Source organism: Caballeronia sp. A2-2, from assembly GCF_057612605.2.
In genome coordinates this window covers 339,446-356,605 of the sequence record NZ_CM172588.1, presented here as the reverse complement: position 1 = coordinate 356,605, position 17,160 = coordinate 339,446, and the positions used below count along the sequence as shown (strand labels likewise).

14 protein-coding genes are annotated in these 17,160 nt (G+C 61.4%); 6 read left to right on the top strand and 8 right to left on the bottom strand.

Annotated elements, in window-relative coordinates:
* Nucleotide 1: 1 nt before the first annotated feature.
* Together ACZCWR_RS17845 and ACZCWR_RS17840 are read right to left on the bottom strand one after the other, a co-directional pair.
* On the bottom strand, nucleotides 2-1,609 hold the full coding sequence (locus tag ACZCWR_RS17845) for a carboxyl transferase domain-containing protein (protein ID WP_487304311.1): 1,608 nt from the start codon (nucleotides 1,607-1,609) through the stop codon (nucleotides 2-4).
* A 10-nt stretch (nucleotides 1,610-1,619) separates the two neighbouring features.
* The gene (locus ACZCWR_RS17840) at nucleotides 1,620-2,801 is read right to left on the bottom strand and encodes an isovaleryl-CoA dehydrogenase (protein ID WP_487304310.1); all 1,182 of its coding nucleotides are present in this window, start codon (nucleotides 2,799-2,801) and stop codon (nucleotides 1,620-1,622) included.
* A 173-nt stretch (nucleotides 2,802-2,974) separates the two neighbouring features.
* Here ACZCWR_RS17840 and ACZCWR_RS17835 point away from each other — a divergent pair, with 173 nt between their 5' ends.
* Entirely contained in the window at nucleotides 2,975-3,703 is a 729-nt protein-coding gene (locus ACZCWR_RS17835) for a TetR/AcrR family transcriptional regulator (protein ID WP_487304309.1), read from the top strand.
* Nucleotides 3,704-3,710: 7 nt separating this feature from the next.
* Here the strand turns inward: ACZCWR_RS17835 and ACZCWR_RS17830 are convergent, their stop codons facing one another.
* Both ACZCWR_RS17830 and ACZCWR_RS17825 read right to left on the bottom strand, forming a co-directional pair.
* Nucleotides 3,711-4,607, bottom strand: a complete 897-nt coding sequence (locus ACZCWR_RS17830) for a ferritin-like domain-containing protein (RefSeq protein WP_487304736.1) — start codon at nucleotides 4,605-4,607, stop codon at nucleotides 3,711-3,713.
* 120 nt (nucleotides 4,608-4,727) lie between these two features.
* Nucleotides 4,728-6,155 (bottom strand): MFS transporter, encoded by a 1,428-nt coding sequence (locus ACZCWR_RS17825; RefSeq protein WP_487304308.1) that lies wholly within the window; start codon nucleotides 6,153-6,155, stop codon nucleotides 4,728-4,730.
* Between the two features lie 86 nt (nucleotides 6,156-6,241).
* Between ACZCWR_RS17825 and ACZCWR_RS17820 the strand changes: the two genes are divergently transcribed.
* Nucleotides 6,242-6,541: an XRE family transcriptional regulator gene (locus tag ACZCWR_RS17820; RefSeq protein WP_487304307.1), complete on the top strand. Its 300-nt coding sequence runs from the start codon at nucleotides 6,242-6,244 to the stop codon at nucleotides 6,539-6,541.
* An 892-nt stretch (nucleotides 6,542-7,433) separates the two neighbouring features.
* Here the strand turns inward: ACZCWR_RS17820 and ACZCWR_RS17815 are convergent.
* Nucleotides 7,434-8,096 carry a TetR/AcrR family transcriptional regulator gene (locus ACZCWR_RS17815; protein WP_487304306.1) on the bottom strand — a complete coding sequence of 221 codons (663 nt, stop codon included), beginning with the start codon at nucleotides 8,094-8,096 and terminating at the stop codon, nucleotides 7,434-7,436.
* A gap of 123 nt (nucleotides 8,097-8,219) precedes the next feature.
* On the opposite strand from ACZCWR_RS17815, the gene ACZCWR_RS17810 reads away from it, so the two are divergent.
* The 3 genes from ACZCWR_RS17810 to ACZCWR_RS17800 all read left to right on the top strand — a co-directional run bounded on the left by ACZCWR_RS17810 (nucleotide 8,220) and on the right by ACZCWR_RS17800 (nucleotide 12,081).
* Entirely contained in the window at nucleotides 8,220-9,725 is a 1,506-nt protein-coding gene (locus ACZCWR_RS17810; protein WP_487304305.1) for an MDR family MFS transporter, read from the top strand.
* A 244-nt stretch (nucleotides 9,726-9,969) separates the two neighbouring features.
* Entirely contained in the window at nucleotides 9,970-10,764 is a 795-nt protein-coding gene (locus tag ACZCWR_RS17805; RefSeq protein WP_487304304.1) for an ABC transporter substrate-binding protein, read from the top strand.
* A 201-nt stretch (nucleotides 10,765-10,965) separates the two neighbouring features.
* Entirely contained in the window at nucleotides 10,966-12,081 is a 1,116-nt protein-coding gene (locus ACZCWR_RS17800; RefSeq protein ID WP_487304303.1) for a succinylglutamate desuccinylase/aspartoacylase family protein, read from the top strand.
* A 7-nt stretch (nucleotides 12,082-12,088) separates the two neighbouring features.
* On the opposite strand, the gene ACZCWR_RS17795 is transcribed toward ACZCWR_RS17800, so the two are convergent.
* Nucleotides 12,089-12,457 carry a nuclear transport factor 2 family protein gene (locus ACZCWR_RS17795; protein ID WP_487304302.1) on the bottom strand — a complete coding sequence of 123 codons (369 nt, stop codon included), beginning with the start codon at nucleotides 12,455-12,457 and terminating at the stop codon, nucleotides 12,089-12,091.
* A 51-nt stretch (nucleotides 12,458-12,508) separates the two neighbouring features.
* Nucleotides 12,509-13,801, bottom strand: coding sequence for a pyridoxal-dependent decarboxylase (locus tag ACZCWR_RS17790; protein WP_487304301.1), 1,293 nt, complete (start codon nucleotides 13,799-13,801; stop codon nucleotides 12,509-12,511).
* Nucleotides 13,802-14,264: 463 nt separating this feature from the next.
* Between ACZCWR_RS17790 and ACZCWR_RS17785 the strand changes: the two genes are divergently transcribed.
* Nucleotides 14,265-15,428, top strand: a complete 1,164-nt coding sequence (locus ACZCWR_RS17785) for a porin (RefSeq protein WP_487304300.1) — start codon at nucleotides 14,265-14,267, stop codon at nucleotides 15,426-15,428.
* Between the two features lie 67 nt (nucleotides 15,429-15,495).
* Here the strand turns inward: ACZCWR_RS17785 and ACZCWR_RS17780 are convergent, their stop codons facing one another.
* A complete protein-coding gene (locus tag ACZCWR_RS17780) occupies nucleotides 15,496-17,139 on the bottom strand; it encodes a bifunctional aspartate transaminase/aspartate 4-decarboxylase (protein WP_487304299.1) in 1,644 nt (547 codons plus the stop codon).
* Nucleotides 17,140-17,160 lie beyond the last annotated feature (21 nt).

The following is a 17,160-nucleotide window of genomic DNA, read 5'->3' as shown; positions in this document are numbered from 1 at the left end:
CTTACATCCGGAACACGCCGAAGCGCGTTTCTTCAATCGGTGCGTTCATCGTCGCGGCGAGACCTAGACCCAGCACGTCGCGCGTTTGCGCGGGATCGATCACGCCGTCGTCCCACAGGCGCGCGCTGGCGTAGTACGGGTGCCCTTGCGCCTCGTATTGATCGCGGATCGGCGCTTTAAACGCCTCTTCCTCTTCCTTCGACCACGCGCCGCCCTTCTTCTCGATGCCATCGCGCCGCACCGTCGCGAGCACGGACGCGGCTTGTTCGCCGCCCATCACCGAGATGCGCGCGTTCGGCCACATCCACAGAAAGCGCGGCGAATACGCGCGTCCGCACATGCCGTAATTGCCCGCGCCGAACGACCCGCCGATGATGACCGTGAACTTCGGCACCTTCGCGGTGGCGACCGCCGTCACCATCTTCGCGCCGTTGCGCGCGATGCCTTCGTTCTCGTACTTGCGGCCCACCATGAAGCCCGTGATGTTCTGCAAGAACACGAGTGGAATCTTGCGCTGAGCGCACAGTTCGATGAAGTGCGCGCCCTTCAAGGCCGACTCGGAAAACAGAATGCCGTTGTTCGCGACGATGCCGACCGGATGCCCCCAGATATGCGCGAAGCCGCACACGAGCGTGGTGCCGTAGCGCGCCTTGAACTCGTCGAACGCGGAATCGTCGACGATGCGCGCGATCACTTCGCGCACGTCGAAGGGCTTGCGCGTATCGACGGGAATCACGCCGTAGACGCTCTGCGGATCGTGACGCGGCGGCATGGGTTCTTTAAGCGCCAGCGGCGGCGTCTTCACGCGATTGAGATTGCCGACAATGCTGCGCGCAATGCCGAGCGCGTGGGCATCGTTCTGCGCGAGATGATCGACGACGCCGGACAGGCGCGTGTGGACATCGCCGCCACCGAGGTCTTCCGCGCTCACTTCCTCGCCGGTCGCCGCCTTCACCAGCGGCGGGCCGCCGAGAAAGATCGTCCCTTGATTCTTCACGATGATCGATTCGTCGCTCATGGCGGGCACGTACGCGCCGCCCGCCGTGCACGAACCCATGACCACCGCGATCTGCGCGATGCCCTGCGCCGACATGTTCGCCTGGTTATAAAAGATGCGGCCGAAGTGATCGCGGTCGGGGAACACATCGTCCTGATTCGGCAGATTCGCGCCGCCGGAATCGACCAGATACACGCACGGCAGGCGGTTCTGCTCCGCGATTTCCTGCGCCCGCAGATGCTTCTTCACCGTGACGGGATAGTACGTGCCGCCTTTCACGGTGGCATCGTTGCAGACGATCACGCACTCCTGCCCCGCAACACGCCCGATGCCGGTGATGATGCCCGCGCCCGGCGCATCGTCGTTATACATGCCGTAGGCCGCGAGTTGCGACAACTCCAGAAAGGGCGTGCCCGGATCGAGCAGTTGCGCGATGCGGTCGCGCGGCAGCAGCTTGTTGCGCGACACATGCCGGTCGCGCGCCGCCTGTCCGCCGCCTTCAGCGAGCTTCGCGACCTTCGCCTTTAGGTCCGCGACGAGCGCGTCCAGCGCCGCCACGTTCGTGCGAAATTCTTCGCTGCGCGGGTTCAGTTTCGTTTCGATGATCGCCATGTCGCGCCCTTCAAGCCGTCTCGGCGAACAGTTCGCGGCCAATCAGCATGCGGCGAATTTCACTCGTGCCCGCGCCGATTTCGTAGAGCTTGGCATCGCGCCACAGACGGCCGACGGGATACTCGTTGATATAGCCGTTGCCGCCGAGAATCTGAATGGCTTCGCCGGCCATCCACGTGGCCTTTTCGGCGGTATAGAGAATGACGCCCGCGCAGTCCTTGCGCACTTGCCGGACGTGTTCGCGGCCCAAGGTATCGAGCTGACGGCCCACCGCGAACAGATACGCGCGGCACGCCTGCAAGGTCGTGTACATGTCCGCGACCTTGCCTTGAATCAACTGGAATTCGCCGATGGATTGCCCGAATTGCTTGCGGTCGTGGATGTACGGCACGACTGCATCCATGCACGCGAGCATGATGCCGGTCGGCCCGCCCGCGAGCACGGCGCGTTCGTAATCGAGGCCGCTCATCAAAACCTTCGTGCCGCCGTTCAGCGCGCCGAGAATGTTTTCCTTAGGCACCTCCACGTTCTCGAACACGAGTTCGCCCGTATGCGAGCCGCGCATGCCGAGCTTGTCGAGCTTCTGCGCGACGGAAAAGCCCTTCATGCCCTTCTCGACGATGAACGCGGTGATGCCTTTCGCGCCCGCTTCGGGATTCGTCTTGGCATAAACGACGAGCGTATCGCAGTCGGGACCGTTCGTAATCCACATCTTCGTGCCGTTGAGCACAAAACGGTCGCCCTTTTCTTCCGCGCGCAGCTTCATGCTCACCACGTCCGAACCGGCGTTCGGTTCGCTCATGGCAAGCGCGCCGATGTGTTCGCCGGAGACGAGCTTCGGCAGATACTTTTCCTTCTGCGCAGGCGTGCCGTTGCGATGAATCTGGTTCACGCACAGATTCGAATGCGCGCCATACGACAGCCCGACCGATGCCGACGCCCGCGAGATTTCCTCCATCGCGACCATGTGCGCGACGTAGCCCATGTTCGCGCCGCCGTATTCTTCGGAGACCGTCATGCCGAGCACACCTAAGTCTCCGAACTTTTTCCAGAGGTCCATTGGAAACTGGTCGGTCTGGTCGATTTCCCCGGCGCGCGGCGCGATTTCCTTCGCGGCGAAGTTCATCAGCGAATCGCGCAGCATTTCGATGTCTTCGCCCAGCGCGAAACTCAAGGACGGAATCTGGCTCATGGAACGTCTCCTCCAGTGCTCGTACGGTTTTCGGCGATGCCTGTGATTTGAGTCACACTCACACAGCACGAATCGCCAGAATATCGCGCCATTTCACGCCTAAAATGCCTGGCCGTCAATAGGGTTTTGAGCTACGCTCACATTTATCGTTCGCGTTTCGGTTGCTTGCCGCCATGTCCACTCATACTTCGAACCGCCGCACGCCCGCCGGGATCAAATCGCAGCAGCGCGTGAAGGAAATCCTGCAAGCGGGCCGCGATGTCTTCGCCGAGAAAGGTTACGACGCCGCGACGAGCGCCGAGATCGCGCAGCGCGCGGGCATTTCGGAAGCCACGGTGTTCAGCTATTTCAGCGGCAAGCGGGAACTGTGCGCGCGCGTGATCGCGGACTGGTACGACGAGATCATCGATGCCTTCGAAAGCGGCCTGCCGCGCGATGGTTCCGTGCGTCAGCAATTCGCGTTCATCGTGCGCACGCATCTTCGGCTGATGCTCATGAATGGCACAGGGCTGTGCGCGCTGGTGCTGTCGGAAGGACGCACGAAGCGGCACGATCTGTCGGAAACGCTCACGGAGCTTCAACGCCGCTATACCGCGCCGCTCATGGACGTGCTGGCGCGCGGACAAACGCTCGGGCATGTGCGGCGCGACATGCCGCTGCGTCTTTTGCGTTCGCTTGTGTTCGGGCCGATGGAACACGTTCTCTGGGATGCCACGCTGGCCAAGCGTCGCCTGAGTCAGACTCAGATCGACACGACCGCGAACGAACTCATTGATGTGCTGTGGGCCGCGTTGCAGCCGCCCGAAGCGCAGCTTGCCGCGCTCGTGCAGTTTCGTCAGGAAGTGGAGGAAGCGTCGCGTAGGTTTGAAGCGGCATCGGCGGGAAAGGCGCCTGCCGCTTGAGTTGTGCTTACTTTTTGATGAAGCGCAATGCGAGCCGCGCAAGTCGCGGCACCGTGACGGGACGCAGCAGGCGCGCATCGTAACCATTCATGCGGCGGTCGTTCTCGGTCAGACACATTTGGATGAGCGCGCGCACGGAGACTTCGCCTGCCACCGAATCACCGACATTCGCCGGGAAGTTGGCGTCCTGCGCCGCGCCGCTCTTGTCGAAACCGCGCGCCAGCGATATACGGTCGCGGATAAGCGAGAACCACACGCCCGCGGTTTTCAACAGAAACCACGGTTTGCGATACCACGGCAAACCGCGCCGATACCACGCAACCCAGTTCGCGAAAAAGAGGATATGACGCGCTTCTTCCTGAATGACCGGCTCGAAAGTCTCGACCAGTTCTTCCGGAAAGAAACCCGATTGCCGCGCCGCTTCGAACAGCCCGAACGCAAAGAAACTGTCGATGCACTCGCTATAACCGGTCAGCATCCACGCGCGCAGCGGATCGGCGGGCGCAGGATACGGCGGCTCCGGCGCGAGGTCGATGCCATACGCCTCGACCAGCTTCGACAACACCAGCTTGTGGCGCGCTTCCTCGCCGCCATTCATGCGCAACGCCTCGCGCAGTTGCGGATCTTCGATGGTGTTCGCGTAAGTCGCCACGCGAATCGACGCCCGCCCTTCCGTCTGCACCGCGATATCCCAGATCGGCAGCGACGTCACCCGTCTGAGCGCGGCGGGTTCGAGCTTCGGCCATTCGATCACGGCCGGTTTGTAGGGATTGTGCGTGGTGAGCAGCATCTCGCAGAACATGCGCAAATGCTGCGCGGACCCGATCGGAATCCTGCCTTCCGAGCGGTAGGTCCAGTTGCGCATCGCATGATCTGCTTCCAGGGGAGTCAGCGTGTCGGACATATTCGAATTTTGGCCGAGTATCAAGTGCGTCATGCGGATTCTGGCATATGACACGCAAAGATGCTCGGCAGCCACGCATTTTCTCGCGCGTGAACGCGAATCTGTCACGCGTTTTCGCTATCAGCGCGAGATTTGCTCCAGCGCGATGTCGCGCGTTTTCGGCCCCATCAGACCGATGGCCGCCATGACGACCAGCATCGCCCCCGCGATAAAGATGAACACGCCCGTCGTCCCGAATCCTTTCAGCACGCTCGCGATGATGAACGACGTGAAGATCGCGGAAAACCGGCTCCACGAATAGACGAAGCCCACCGCGCGCGCCCGGATATTGGTCGGAAAAAGCTCCGACTGATACGCGTGAAAGCTGTACGACATGATGTTCGACGACAGCGTGAGCCCGACACCCATCGCGATCAGAAAGCCCGCGTTCCCCGACTGGCTGAACAGCAGCCCGCAGACGATATTCGCCGCCGCCATCAGCACGATGGCCGTTTTGCGCTCGATGCGATCCGCGATGAACAGCCCGATGATCGGCCCGATCGGCGCCGCAATCGCGATGATGCTCGAATACATGAGGCTCGACGTCACCGTCACGCCCTGCTTGATGAGCAGCGTCGGCACCCAGTTGGCGAAGCCGTAGAAACCCACGGTCTGGAAGATGTTGAAGATGACCATCATCGTGGCGCGGCGGCCGTAGGGCGGCTTCCACATATCGGCGAAGGCGCCGCGCGCGATGGCGTGATCGGCGTGATCTTGCGCGAGCACCGGCGGCGGCAGCGGCTTGCCGTATTCGCGCTCCACTTTCGCTTCGAGATCGCGCATGACGCGGTCGGCGACATCGAGCTGGCCTTTTTGCGCGAGCCAGCGCGGGCTTTCCGGCAGCGTGCGGCGAATCCACCAGACGCACAGCGCACCATGCGCGCCGATGATGACCACCCAGCGCCAGCCATCCAGCCCGAACGGCGCGCGCGGCACCAGCAGATACGCGAGAAACGCGACCACCGGCACCGCCATGAAGCCGACCGCCTGCTCGCACGCGAACGCGCGGCCGCGAATGTGCTTGGGCGCGAGTTCCGAGATATACGTGCCGATCGTCACCAGTTCCACGCCGATGCCCACGCCCGCGACGAAGCGCCAGAGGTTGAGGCCGGTGGCCGTTTCCTGGAACGCCATCACGAGATTCGCGGCCGTGTACCAGAGCAGCGAATACGTGAAGATGGCGCGGCGTCCGAACTTGTCGGCGAGAAAGCCGCACGCGATGGTGCCGACGAACAGTCCCGCGAACAAGGTTGCGATGAAGCTCGCCACGCCGGTGAGGCCGAAGAAGCTGACCGTCGTCGATGTGAGGATGCCGCTCTTCACCAGACCCGGCGCGATGTAGCCGGAGTACAGCAGATCATAGAGTTCAAAGAAGAACCCGAGACTCAGCAGTGCGATGAGTTTCCAGATGGTGCGCGTGGCGGGGAGGCGGTCGAGGCGTGCGGAAATGCTGGCGGCGGTGAGTTCGAGCGTGGCCGGCGGGCGGATCGCAGCGTGGGGTGATGCCATCGGGTGTCTCCTGGCCGGCTTTTTTTCGGGCGCGGCTGGTGGGTTCGTTGAATTGCGACGAATTTTAACTGTGGTGGAGAGGGAGGATGGAAAATCGAACGCCCTGCACGTCGTTATCGTCAAATCGGAGGTTGATCGATGAACGAACCTGTCATTCCATCAAGCGGCAACGTGTTCGAAGACCTCGGCTTTTATCGCCTCGGCAAGCCATCGATGCGCGCGGCTGGACGCAGGCGCAGGACGGGCAGAATCTGGGTATTAGTCGATCGCGTGTATCTGATCTTACGCGTGGGAAGCGGGACCGCTTCGGCCTCGACATATTGGTAGACAGCAGCACTCGACCTGACAGACAGGGTTTGGTTTCGCTGTGGTTGCTCTGCGTTTGATTTTGTTGTTCTGTCGTGCAAAGCGCTTCTCTTTTTTGGGCTGTTTATTCAGTAGCCGCCTCCCCGGCGGGGGGGTAACTTTCTTTGCTGCTGCAAAGAAAGTCACCAAAGAAAGCAGCTTTTTACCCCTCCGCACGCTGGCTGGAAAGTGTGGTCTGAATTAACGATGCAGTGGCCGCGTTAGGATGTCCCACGTTCCGTTAAACGCGTGGGCAACCTGGCGATTACGCGCTCGAATACTTCGGTCTTGGTGGACCGCATTCATTCCTTCGGCCATGCGCTGCGCGCGCCGAGAGCTTTAGAACGGAATCCCGCAGCGTATGAGCGCCCAGTCATATCACACCGCATCGCACCTCTCCCATTGGGCCCTACCTTGGTAAGCGCTTCTGGGCAAAGCGCACACACCAACGCAAGTCAGATTTTAGTCGGAGCACTAATCAAGGTAGGACCGAATAGCAATTTTGCGGGGAAGTGTGATGTGGCTGGGCGCTTATAGGCTGCGGGATTCCGTTCTTACTTTCTCGGCGCGCGCAGCGCATGGCCGAATGGATGACTGCGGGCCACTAAGAGAAGATTTTTCGAGCGCGAAATCGCTAGGTTGCCTAAGTGCTTGTTAAGCGAGGGAAGTCGTATTGCGGCCACTGCATCGTTTAATCCAGACCAACCCTCTCCCGCCATCGTGCATGGGGGTAAAAGCTGCTTTCTTTGGTGACTTTCTTTGCAGCAGCAAAGAAAGTTACCCCCCCGCCGGGGAGGCGGCTACTGCAATATAGACACAAACAAGAGAAGCCCCTTGCATGACAAAAGCGCAACACGTCACCCGACGCTCTCCTGATAGTTCGAGTATCAACTAACCCACGACATATTGCTGCCACTCGCGCTTTGCGCGGGCTCACCCCCGCACCCCCCGCATCAACAACGCCACCGCATGCTTCGCGATCTGCTCCGTCGTCACCGCCCAATCGCCGCCATCGCGATGTCTCGCGGTGGCAAGCGGCAACACCGTCAGCCCGAATAACGACGAAAACACCAGCGACGGTTCCAGATCCGGGTTGAGCTTCCCTTCCCGCTGCCACTCCGCGATGCGTTCCACAGCGCGTTCCTTGTGCGTCTCGCCGAAGCGCTCGGCCATGCGCTGGCGCAGCAAGCCACCTTCGCCAAGTTGCTCGCGCACCCACAGCGCCGCGAACCACGGATAACGCGACACCGTCGCCGCAAGCGTCTCCACAAACGCACGCAGCGTATCGGCGGGCTCGGTATCGGGATTGGTGAACACGCGCGACAACTCGATCCGCAACGGCGCGAAACGCTCATCGATCAACATATCCAGCAGTTGCTCGCGCGTCTTGAAGTAGTAGTGAACCATGGCCGGCGTCACACCCGCCTCACGCGCGATGGCCCCGAGCGTCGTCTCGCCGATACCCTGCCGCGCGAACAATTCGAGCGCCACGTCCAGCAAGTGCTCACGCGCTTCCGCGCCATGACCGCCGCTCGGACGGCCCGGCTTGCGACGCAACTTCCCCGCTTCCGCGTTGTTATTTGTCTCGTTACTCATGATGGCATTGACCTGCGAACGTCCAGCGTCTATATTAACTTTCATGTTAATTAATTTCAACCGATCTGGCGGGAAATTTAAAAACACCGCCGCAGTCGATTTGGCCTTGCCCTGGAATCACCTATGACCACTTTGCACCAAACCACGCTTGCCGGCGCGGATACGGAAAAGCCGCGCATCGGCATGCTGTTCGCGGCGCTGCTGCTCGTCATGCTGCTCGGCGCGCTGGATCAGACCATCGTGTCCACGGCGCTGCCGACCATCGTCGGGGAACTGGGCGGTCTGGACAACCTTTCGTGGGTCGTCACGTCCTATCTGCTGAGTTCGACCATCGTCGTGCCTTTGTACGGCAAGTTCGGCGATCAGTTCGGCCGCAAGATCGTGTTGCAGGCGTCGATCCTCATTTTTCTGGCGGGGTCGGTGCTTTGCGGCATCGCGCAGAACATGACGCAGCTCATCGCGTTGCGCGCGCTGCAAGGGCTGGGCGGCGGCGGGCTGATGGTCGTCACCATGGCCGCCATCGCGGATGTCATCCCGCCCGCCGAACGCGGCCGCTTCCAAGGCCTGTTCGGCGGCGTGTTCGGGCTGGCGACCGTCGTCGGCCCGTTGCTCGGCGGCTTTCTGGTCGAGCATCTGTCGTGGCGCTGGATTTTCTACATCAACTTGCCGCTCGGCGTGATCGCGCTCGCCGTCATTCAGATGGTGTTCAAGCCGCACACGGCGCATGTGAACCATCGCGTGGACTTCATGGGCGCGGGGTTTCTGGCGGCGGCGCTGACCTGCATCATCCTGTTCACGAGCGAAGGCGGCTCGCTGCTGCCGTGGAGTTCGCCGCAACTGTGGTGCACGCTGCTGCTCGGGCTGATCTGCATCGGCGGATTCGTGTATGAAGAGCGCATCGCGGCGGAACCGATCATGCCGCTCTCGTTGTTCAAGGAACGCACTTTCGTGCTCGCGGGGCTGATCGGTTTTATCGTCGGATGCGCGCTATTCGGGGCGGTGACGTTCCTGCCGCTCTATCTGCAAGTGGCCAAAGGCGCGACGCCCTCGCAAGCCGGCCTGCAAATCACGCCGATGATGGGCGGCGTACTGCTCTCGTCGATCGTGAGCGGGCGCGTCATCAGCAAGATCGGCAAGTACCGGTTCTTCCCGATCGCGGGCACGGGGCTCGTGACTGTCGCGATGCTGCTGCTTTCCACGCTCACGCTCGATACCCCGCTCATCGTCATGCAGGGTTACATGGCGCTGCTCGGCCTCGGGCTCGGCATGGTCATGCAGGTGTTGGTGCTGGCGGTGCAGAACGTCGTCGAGTTTCGGATGATCGGCGTGGCGACTTCGTCGGCGACGCTCTTTCGCTCGATTGGCGGTTCGGTCGGCGTGGCGGCCTTCGGCGCGGTGTTTTCCAACGGCCTGCGCACGCGTCTGGATGCGCTGATTCCGCCCGGCACGGAACTGCCGCGTTCGTTCGGGCCGCAGGCCATCGCGCATTTGCCGGCCGCGTTGCGCGCCGACTATTTGCAGGCGTTCGCCGCGTCCATGCACACGGTTTATCTGGTCGCCGCGTGCATCGCGTGTCTCGCGTTCGGGCTTTCGTGGATGCTCAAGGATCATCCGTTGCGCAAACATTGATCTCCAACACTCCGGAAATCGAGCAAATTCAGACATAATCACTTGTCCGGCAGATGAGGACACGCTCTAAAAGCGGCGCTATACGGGCTTTTACTAGGTGCCCGGCATTTTTGGCTTGGTAACCTTCTGCCGGTTCTGAACGGACACAATCCTCGGAATGCCAAACCCGGCGCGCGACGATGCGCCGGCAGCCCGGACACTCGACCGTCCGGGCGGAAACTGACCACCTTCTGGAGTTAAAACAGTGAAGAAACTGCTCGCGGCCCTTACGATGTCCCTGCTCGCCGCCACGTCGCTCACCGCCGTCACCGCCGCCCAGGCGAAGGACTATTCGACGATTCGCTTCGGTGTGGACGCCAGCTACCCGCCGTTCGAATCGAAAGGTTCCGACGGCAAGCTGGTCGGTTTCGACATCGATCTCGGCAACGAGATCTGCAAGCGCATGAACGCCAAGTGCGTGTGGGTGGAGAACGATTTCGACGGCATGATCCCCGCGCTCAAGGCCAAGAAGTTCGACGGCGTGCTCTCGTCGATGTCGATGACGCCGCAACGCGCCGAACAGATCGCCTTCTCCAGCAAGCTGTTCAACACGCCGACGCGTCTGGTCGCGAAGAAGGGCAGCGGCATCCTGCCGACGGCTGACAGCCTGAAGGGCAAGAACGTCGGCGTCGAGCAAGGCACGATTCAGGAAACGTACGCCAAGACCTACTGGGCCCCGAAGGGCGCGACGGTCACGCCGTATCAGAACCAGGATCAGGTCTACGCCGACTTGGCTTCGGGCCGTCTGGACGCCACGCTGCAGGATGCCGTGCAAGCTGAAATCGGCTTCCTGAAGACGCCGCGCGGCGCGGGTTATGACTTCGCGGGCAAGGATATCGTCGACGAGAAGATCCTCGGCAATGGCGCGGGTATTGGCCTGCGCAAGGAAGACACCGATCTCAAGACGAAGATCGACAAGGCGATTGCCGACATCATCAAGGACGGCACGTACAAGAAGCTGGAGAAGAAGTACTTCGACTTCGACGTGTACGGCAGCTAAAGCCGTCTGGCTGGTCAAAACGGGCTTCGCGCTTCACGGCGCGAAGCCCGTTTTCTTTTGATGCACGGCCCGCCCGGGCTTGCCGTTCGCCATTTTCGGCTAAGATCGAAGGTCCGACACACCTCGCCGCGGACCCGAGACACCGTGGCGCAAACAAGCAATCTCCGAGGAAACCCGCGCATCCGCGTGCGGGCGACGAACATGCAAACCAAGACCCATCCGCTTATCTCGCCGACACTCGGCACTTCACGCAGCATCACCAGCTTTCATTACGGCCCCGGCGGCGGCCAGAAAATCTATATCCAGTCGTCGCTGCATGCGGACGAACTGCCCGGCATGCTGACCGCGTGGCGTCTGCGCCGTCATCTGGCCGAACTGGAAGCCGCGGGCAAGCTGCGCGGCGAAGTGGTGATCGTGCCGGTGCCCAATCCCATCGGGCTGAATCAGAACTTGCACGGCAATCTGCTGGGCCGCTTCGAGACCAACAGCGGGCATAACTTCAACCGCAATTTCTACGATCTCGCCGCGCTGATCGCCCCGAAAATCGAAGCCCGCCTGACGAACGATGCCGACGCCAATCGCCTCGCCGTGCGCGCCGCCATGAAGGAAGCGCTCGACGAGCAGAAGCCGCAAACGGAACTGGAATCGCTGCGCCTCGCGCTGCAGCGTCTTTCCTACGATGCCGATGTCGTGCTCGATCTTCACTGCGATCTGGATGCCGCGCTGCATCTCTACACGAATCCGGACATCTGGGAAGAAGTCGAGCCGCTCGCGCGCTATCTCGATGCGCAAGCCTCGCTGCTCGCGCTGAATTCGGTCGGCAATCCGTTCGACGAGATTCACAGCTTCTGCTGGTCGGACTTGCGCGCGCGTCACGGCGAACGCTTTCCGATTCCGAACGGCGGCATTTCGGTGACGGTCGAACTGCGCAGCCAGCATGATGTGTCCTACGAGTTCGCGGATAAGGACGCGCAAGGCATCGTCGATTATCTGAAGCATCGCGGCGTGATCGACGAACCCGCGCCCGCCATGCCGCCGCTCACGCATCCGGCCACGCCGCTCGCGGGTGCGGAGCCGATTGTGGCGCCGGCTTCCGGCGTGCTCGTGTTTCGCGCGAAAGTGGGCGCGTATGTCGAAGCGGGCGAAGCCATTGCCGACGTGGTGGACCCGATCGCCGATACCGTGGTGACGCTGAAAGCCACGACTTCCGGCGTGATGTACGCGCGGCATATCACGCGCTTCGCCACCGCCGGGCTGGAAGTGGCGCGCATCGCGGGTGCGAAGGCTTATCGCACGGGGTCGTTGTTGTCGGCTTGACGTTGGTTTAGAAGGTTGCGAGGCCGCATTGCGCGGCCACGACTTTCCACGCGCCGTCTATCTCGCCCCACGTTCGCGTGTAGCGCAGGCTGCCCGCGAACGGCGTGCCGGCAAACGTGCCGCTGATCGACACGCGCGTCACGGTCACGGCAAACGTGCCGTACACGCGCACGCTCTGCTCCTCCGTCTCCAGCCGGTCGATACGCTGCACGCCGTAGCGATGGCCGTTCAGATCGTCGGCCTTGCTCCACACCTTGCCGGTTGCATCGACGAAAGTGAGGTCGTCGGCGAGGAGCGCATCGAGCGCGTCTACGTTCGATGCGGTCATTGCCTCCTTCAAGCGCTGTTCCAGTGCGCGGATGCCTTGTTCGTCCATGTCGGTCTCGCTCGCTCGGATTGAAGCCCGAGCATAACGCGGCCAAAGGACTCACGCTTTCGCCGCGACGCGCGACGAAGGCGCAGCCGCCCCGTGCTCCTCCAGAAACTTGCACGAGCCGATGATGTCGCGCGCGAGGATCATCGCCGTGCCGGAGTTGATGTGCGAGCGCACGGCGACGCGCAGGCTGCGGGCATCGTCGACATCGGGGGGAAGCGAATAGGCCGACAGGTTCGTGGCACGCTCGCCCAGCAGATCCGCCGAGGGACCGAATGCGTCCGCCGCCGCGAGACCGGCATCGAGCGTCACCGCGACCGGCGCGATACGCTGCGTCTCCTGCACGATCCTGAAGTAACCGCTCTCGGCCAGCATGTCGCGCAACCTTCCGGCGTTGCGCAGCGTGTGCGTCATCACGCGGGTTTGTCCGTCGAAATCGAGCCGCAGGAATTGATAGCACTGGACCGTGAGCGCCGAAGTATTGCGCGCCGTGGACGGCATCTCGCCGCCGAGGTACTGCACCTGAAGGCGCAGGTTTTCGTTGAACACCGTGGAATCGCGGAACACGACCCAGCCGCTTCCCTGCGGCGTCAACCCGAACTTGTGGCCGGACGCGTTGATCGACTGCACGCGCGACAGGCTGAAATCCCACTGATAACCGGGATACAGAAACGGATTGACGAAGCCGCCCGATGCGCCATCCAGATGCATCGGCACGGAAATACCGGAGTGCTTTTCGTAGGCGTCGAGCCAGTCGTGCAAGCCTGCGACGTCGTCGTCCTCGCCGGTGAAGGTCTGGCCCGCGATCGCCACCACGGCGATGGTGTTTTCATCGACATACTTATCGAGCTGTTCCGCCGTGAAGCGGCGGCTACCATCTTTCAGCGGCACGATGCGCGGCTCCACGCCGAACTGCCGCATGAACTTGCGCCACGCAATCTGCACGTTGCCGCCCGTCACCAGATTCGGACGCGAACTGTCCTTGCCCGCACGCTCGCGCGCTTCCCGCCAGTTCAGCTTGTGCGCGAGCCCCGCGAGCATGCACGCCTCCGCCGCGCCGATGGTCGCAACGCCGTGCGGCTCGGCCTGCTTCGGGCCGCGCCACGCGTCATGCAGCCAGCTCACCATGCGACGCTCCATCGCGTGCAACTGCGGATGCATGTCGTGGGCGGCAGGATCGTGGGTCATTCGACGCGCGGTGTCGTTCTCGCGTGTGGAGGCGTTTCGGTTGAAAGGCAGGACGTTGATCGTCCGCCATGAATCTTCGTAGGCCGAACGAATATCGTTCGATGCACCGCCGGCGAATGCGGCGCCCGTGGCGGTGGTTTCCGCTTCACTGTGTGACATGTCCATCCCTGCTCCTTCTCGACTGCTGTCTTTCTGTCGAACTACACGGCCCGCTCCGCCCACGAGCCGCACGCTTCGCTTACCTTCCCGTCGCGAAGTGCTTTTAGTCTATCTCGAAATTAGGAAAAAACGTAGAAAGCCTACTTTTCAGCATTCCGAATGATTGGTCTTAAACGTGTCTGATTGCCGCTGGTCTTTCACTACTCAAATGTAGTTGCCTTGAGGCAATCGATTAACGATTTGTCGGCTCAATGCATAAGCTCGCGTGCTTCGCTAGCCCTGTTGCACGAGCGACACACAGAAAGCCCATTGAAAGCACTGTCACATTTCTTTCTTCAGCAATCGCTACATTTGCGCCCGTCGCTGCCACGCGCCATGAGAGCGCGACGCAATGCGTCCATTCGCTGCCGACACAGCGATCAATACCGCGCACACACGCGAACCAACACTCACGGAGCTTGTTTTGAAGAAGAATCTTTTGGCCACCGGCGCGCTCGCCACTTTTGCCGCCCTCGCCGCTTCCTCCGCGCACGCACAGAGCAGCGTCACGCTGTACGGCATCATCGATGCCGGTATCAGCTACACCAACCACAGCGCCACGCGCACCGGCGGCGACAAGCTGTTCAAGTACGACGACGGCGTGGCGCAAGGCAGCCGCTGGGGCCTCAAAGGCGCAGAAGATCTGGGCGGCGGTCTGAAGGCCATCTTCACGTTGGAGAACGGCTTCAACAGCGGCAACGGCACGCTTGGTCAGGGCGGCGCGCTGTTTGGCCGTCAGGCGTATGTCGGTCTGGCGAAGAACGATATCGGCTCGGTGACGTTCGGCCGTCAATACTCGTTCTCGACCGATTATCTCGGCTCGAACTACGCGCTCGGCGGCCAGACCGTCGGCGGCAACTACGCGTATCACATCAACGACGTGGATCAGCTCACGTCGAGCCGCATCAACAATTCGGTGAAGTTCAGCAGCGCGAGTTTCTACGGCGTGACGTTCGGCGCGATGTACGGCTTCTCGAACCAGGCAGGCGCGTTCGCCGGTGCGCCGACGGTCGGCACGACGACGGGTTCATCGCGCGCATACAGCTTCGGCCTGAACTACAAGGCCGGTTCGTTCGGCGTCGGCGCGGCGTACACGGACATCCATTATCCGGGCGCGGCAACGCCTGCCTTCAGCACGACGCTCGCGAACGTCGCGACGGGCGGCACGAAGGACCTGCGCACGTTCGGCGTCGGCGCGAACTACACGTATGGCCCGGCCGTGGTCTTCGCACTGTGGACGAACACGCGCTTCGAGCCGATCACGGGCGCAAGCTCCAAGCTCAACGCGTTCGATGTCGGCGGCAAGTACGCGATCACGCCGGCGATCACTGGCAGCCTCGGCTACACGTACATGGGTCTGTCCGACAACGCGAAGGCGCACTGGAACCAGTTCGACGCCAGCGTCGATTACGCGCTCTCCAAGCGTACGGACGTGTACGCGCTCGGCATCTACCAGAAGGCATCCGGTTCGAACGCCGGTGTCGCGGCGCAGGCGGAAATCGGTTCGTCGTCGAGCTACTTCGGCAACTCGGGCCTGGGCGAGAACAACCAGCTCGCGTTCCGCGTGGGCGTTCGCCACAAGTTCTAAGCTGGTCACGCAACACAAAGCAACGGGCCGCGATTCGTCGCGGCCCGTTGTGTTTTGTTCGAGCGTGTTATTTGGCCTTCTTGCCTGTTTCCTTGTGATAGCGCTCGACGTAGCTATCCATCAGCTTGCGTATCGCGCGGCCGATCTCCATGTAATCGCTCTCGTTGAGATTGGCGAGCGACACACGCCCTGACGGATGCGCCGTGCCGAACCCACGTCCCGGCAGCAGCACCACGCGCGCTTCCTTCGCCAGTTCGAATAATATTTCGGATGGCTTGGTATTGTTCATCACCCATTCGACGAACTCGCGCCCGTGCTGACGTCCACCGAGATATTCGAGGTCGAGGATCGCGTAGTAATCGACCTGATTCGGGTCTTCCTTCTCGTCTAGCGCGACGCCCACTTCGCGATACAGAGCTTGCTTGCGGTTGCGGATCAGGCGTTTTAGCGCGTTCTTGTACGCGTCGGGTGTGTCCATCAAAGAGAAGAGCGAGAACAGCACCATTTGCACTTGCTGCGGCGTGGAAAGACCCGCTGTGTGATTCAACGCGACCGTGCGGCTATCCGCGACGAGACGATCGATGAACTTGAGCTTGTCCGGCTCCGTGGTGATGGATTCATAACGTTCGTGCAGGATCGCGCGCTGCTCCTTCGGCAAGGCAGCAAGCTGCCGGTCGAACACGTTCGTCTTGTGCGTGGCAATGGCCCCAAGCCGCCAGCCTGTCGCGCCGAAATACTTCGAATACGAATACACGAGGATGGTGTTCTCGGGACATAGCGCGAACAGCGACACGAAATCGTCGGCGAAAGTGCCGTACACGTCATCGGTCAAAAGAATGAGATCGGGCCGTTCCTTCACGATATCCGCGATGTATTGCAGGCTTTCATCGTCCATCTTGACCGAGGGCGGATTGCTCGGATTCACAAGGAAGAACGCCTTCACTTTGGGGTCGCGCAGCTTGTCCAGTTCGGCCTTCGAGTATTGCCAGTTGTTCTCGACATCCGCATCCAGATTCACGACATTGAGCTTGTAATCGTTCAGATGCGGAATCTCGATATACGGCGTGAAAATAGGCCTGCCCAGCGCAATGGTGTCGCCTTCCTTGATGAGAAAGTTCTCGCGCATGGTGTTGAAGATGTACGTCATCGCGGCCGTGCCGCCTTCGACCGCGAAGGTATCGAACTCACCGACGAACGGATGCTTGCCGATCATCTCGCGCCTCAGATAATGCGCGACGATGATCTCCGATAGCTTCAGCATGCGGTCCGGCACAGGATAGTTGCACGCGAGAATGCCTTCGCACATTTCATAGAGAAAGTCGCTTGCATTAAGGCCGAGTTGGTCGCGCACATACGACACCACGCCCGTGAGAAACGCAATGCCCGGCACGCCCTTGTTCTCGCGCGCGAAAATCTCAAAGCGTTCTTCCAAACCTTCATGCTTCGGGAAACCGCCCACGCCTTCCGGCATGTACGCGAAGGAGCGTTCGGACTCGCGCATCGCAAAGAGTCCAAGCTGCCAGAAGCCATGACGCGGAATGGTCGCGAGGAAGTTGGGATTGCCGCGTCCCGCGTTGAGCATCGCGACATTCGCGGGCCGTTCGACCACGCCGCCGCCCGCTGCCTTGATGAGTTCGTCCTTCAGTTCGAACGGGCTGAGCGATGACATCGCGGCGCGGTCGTCGGAAGCGGATTTCGAGGATTTGGCCATCCGGCACCTCCATGAATGATT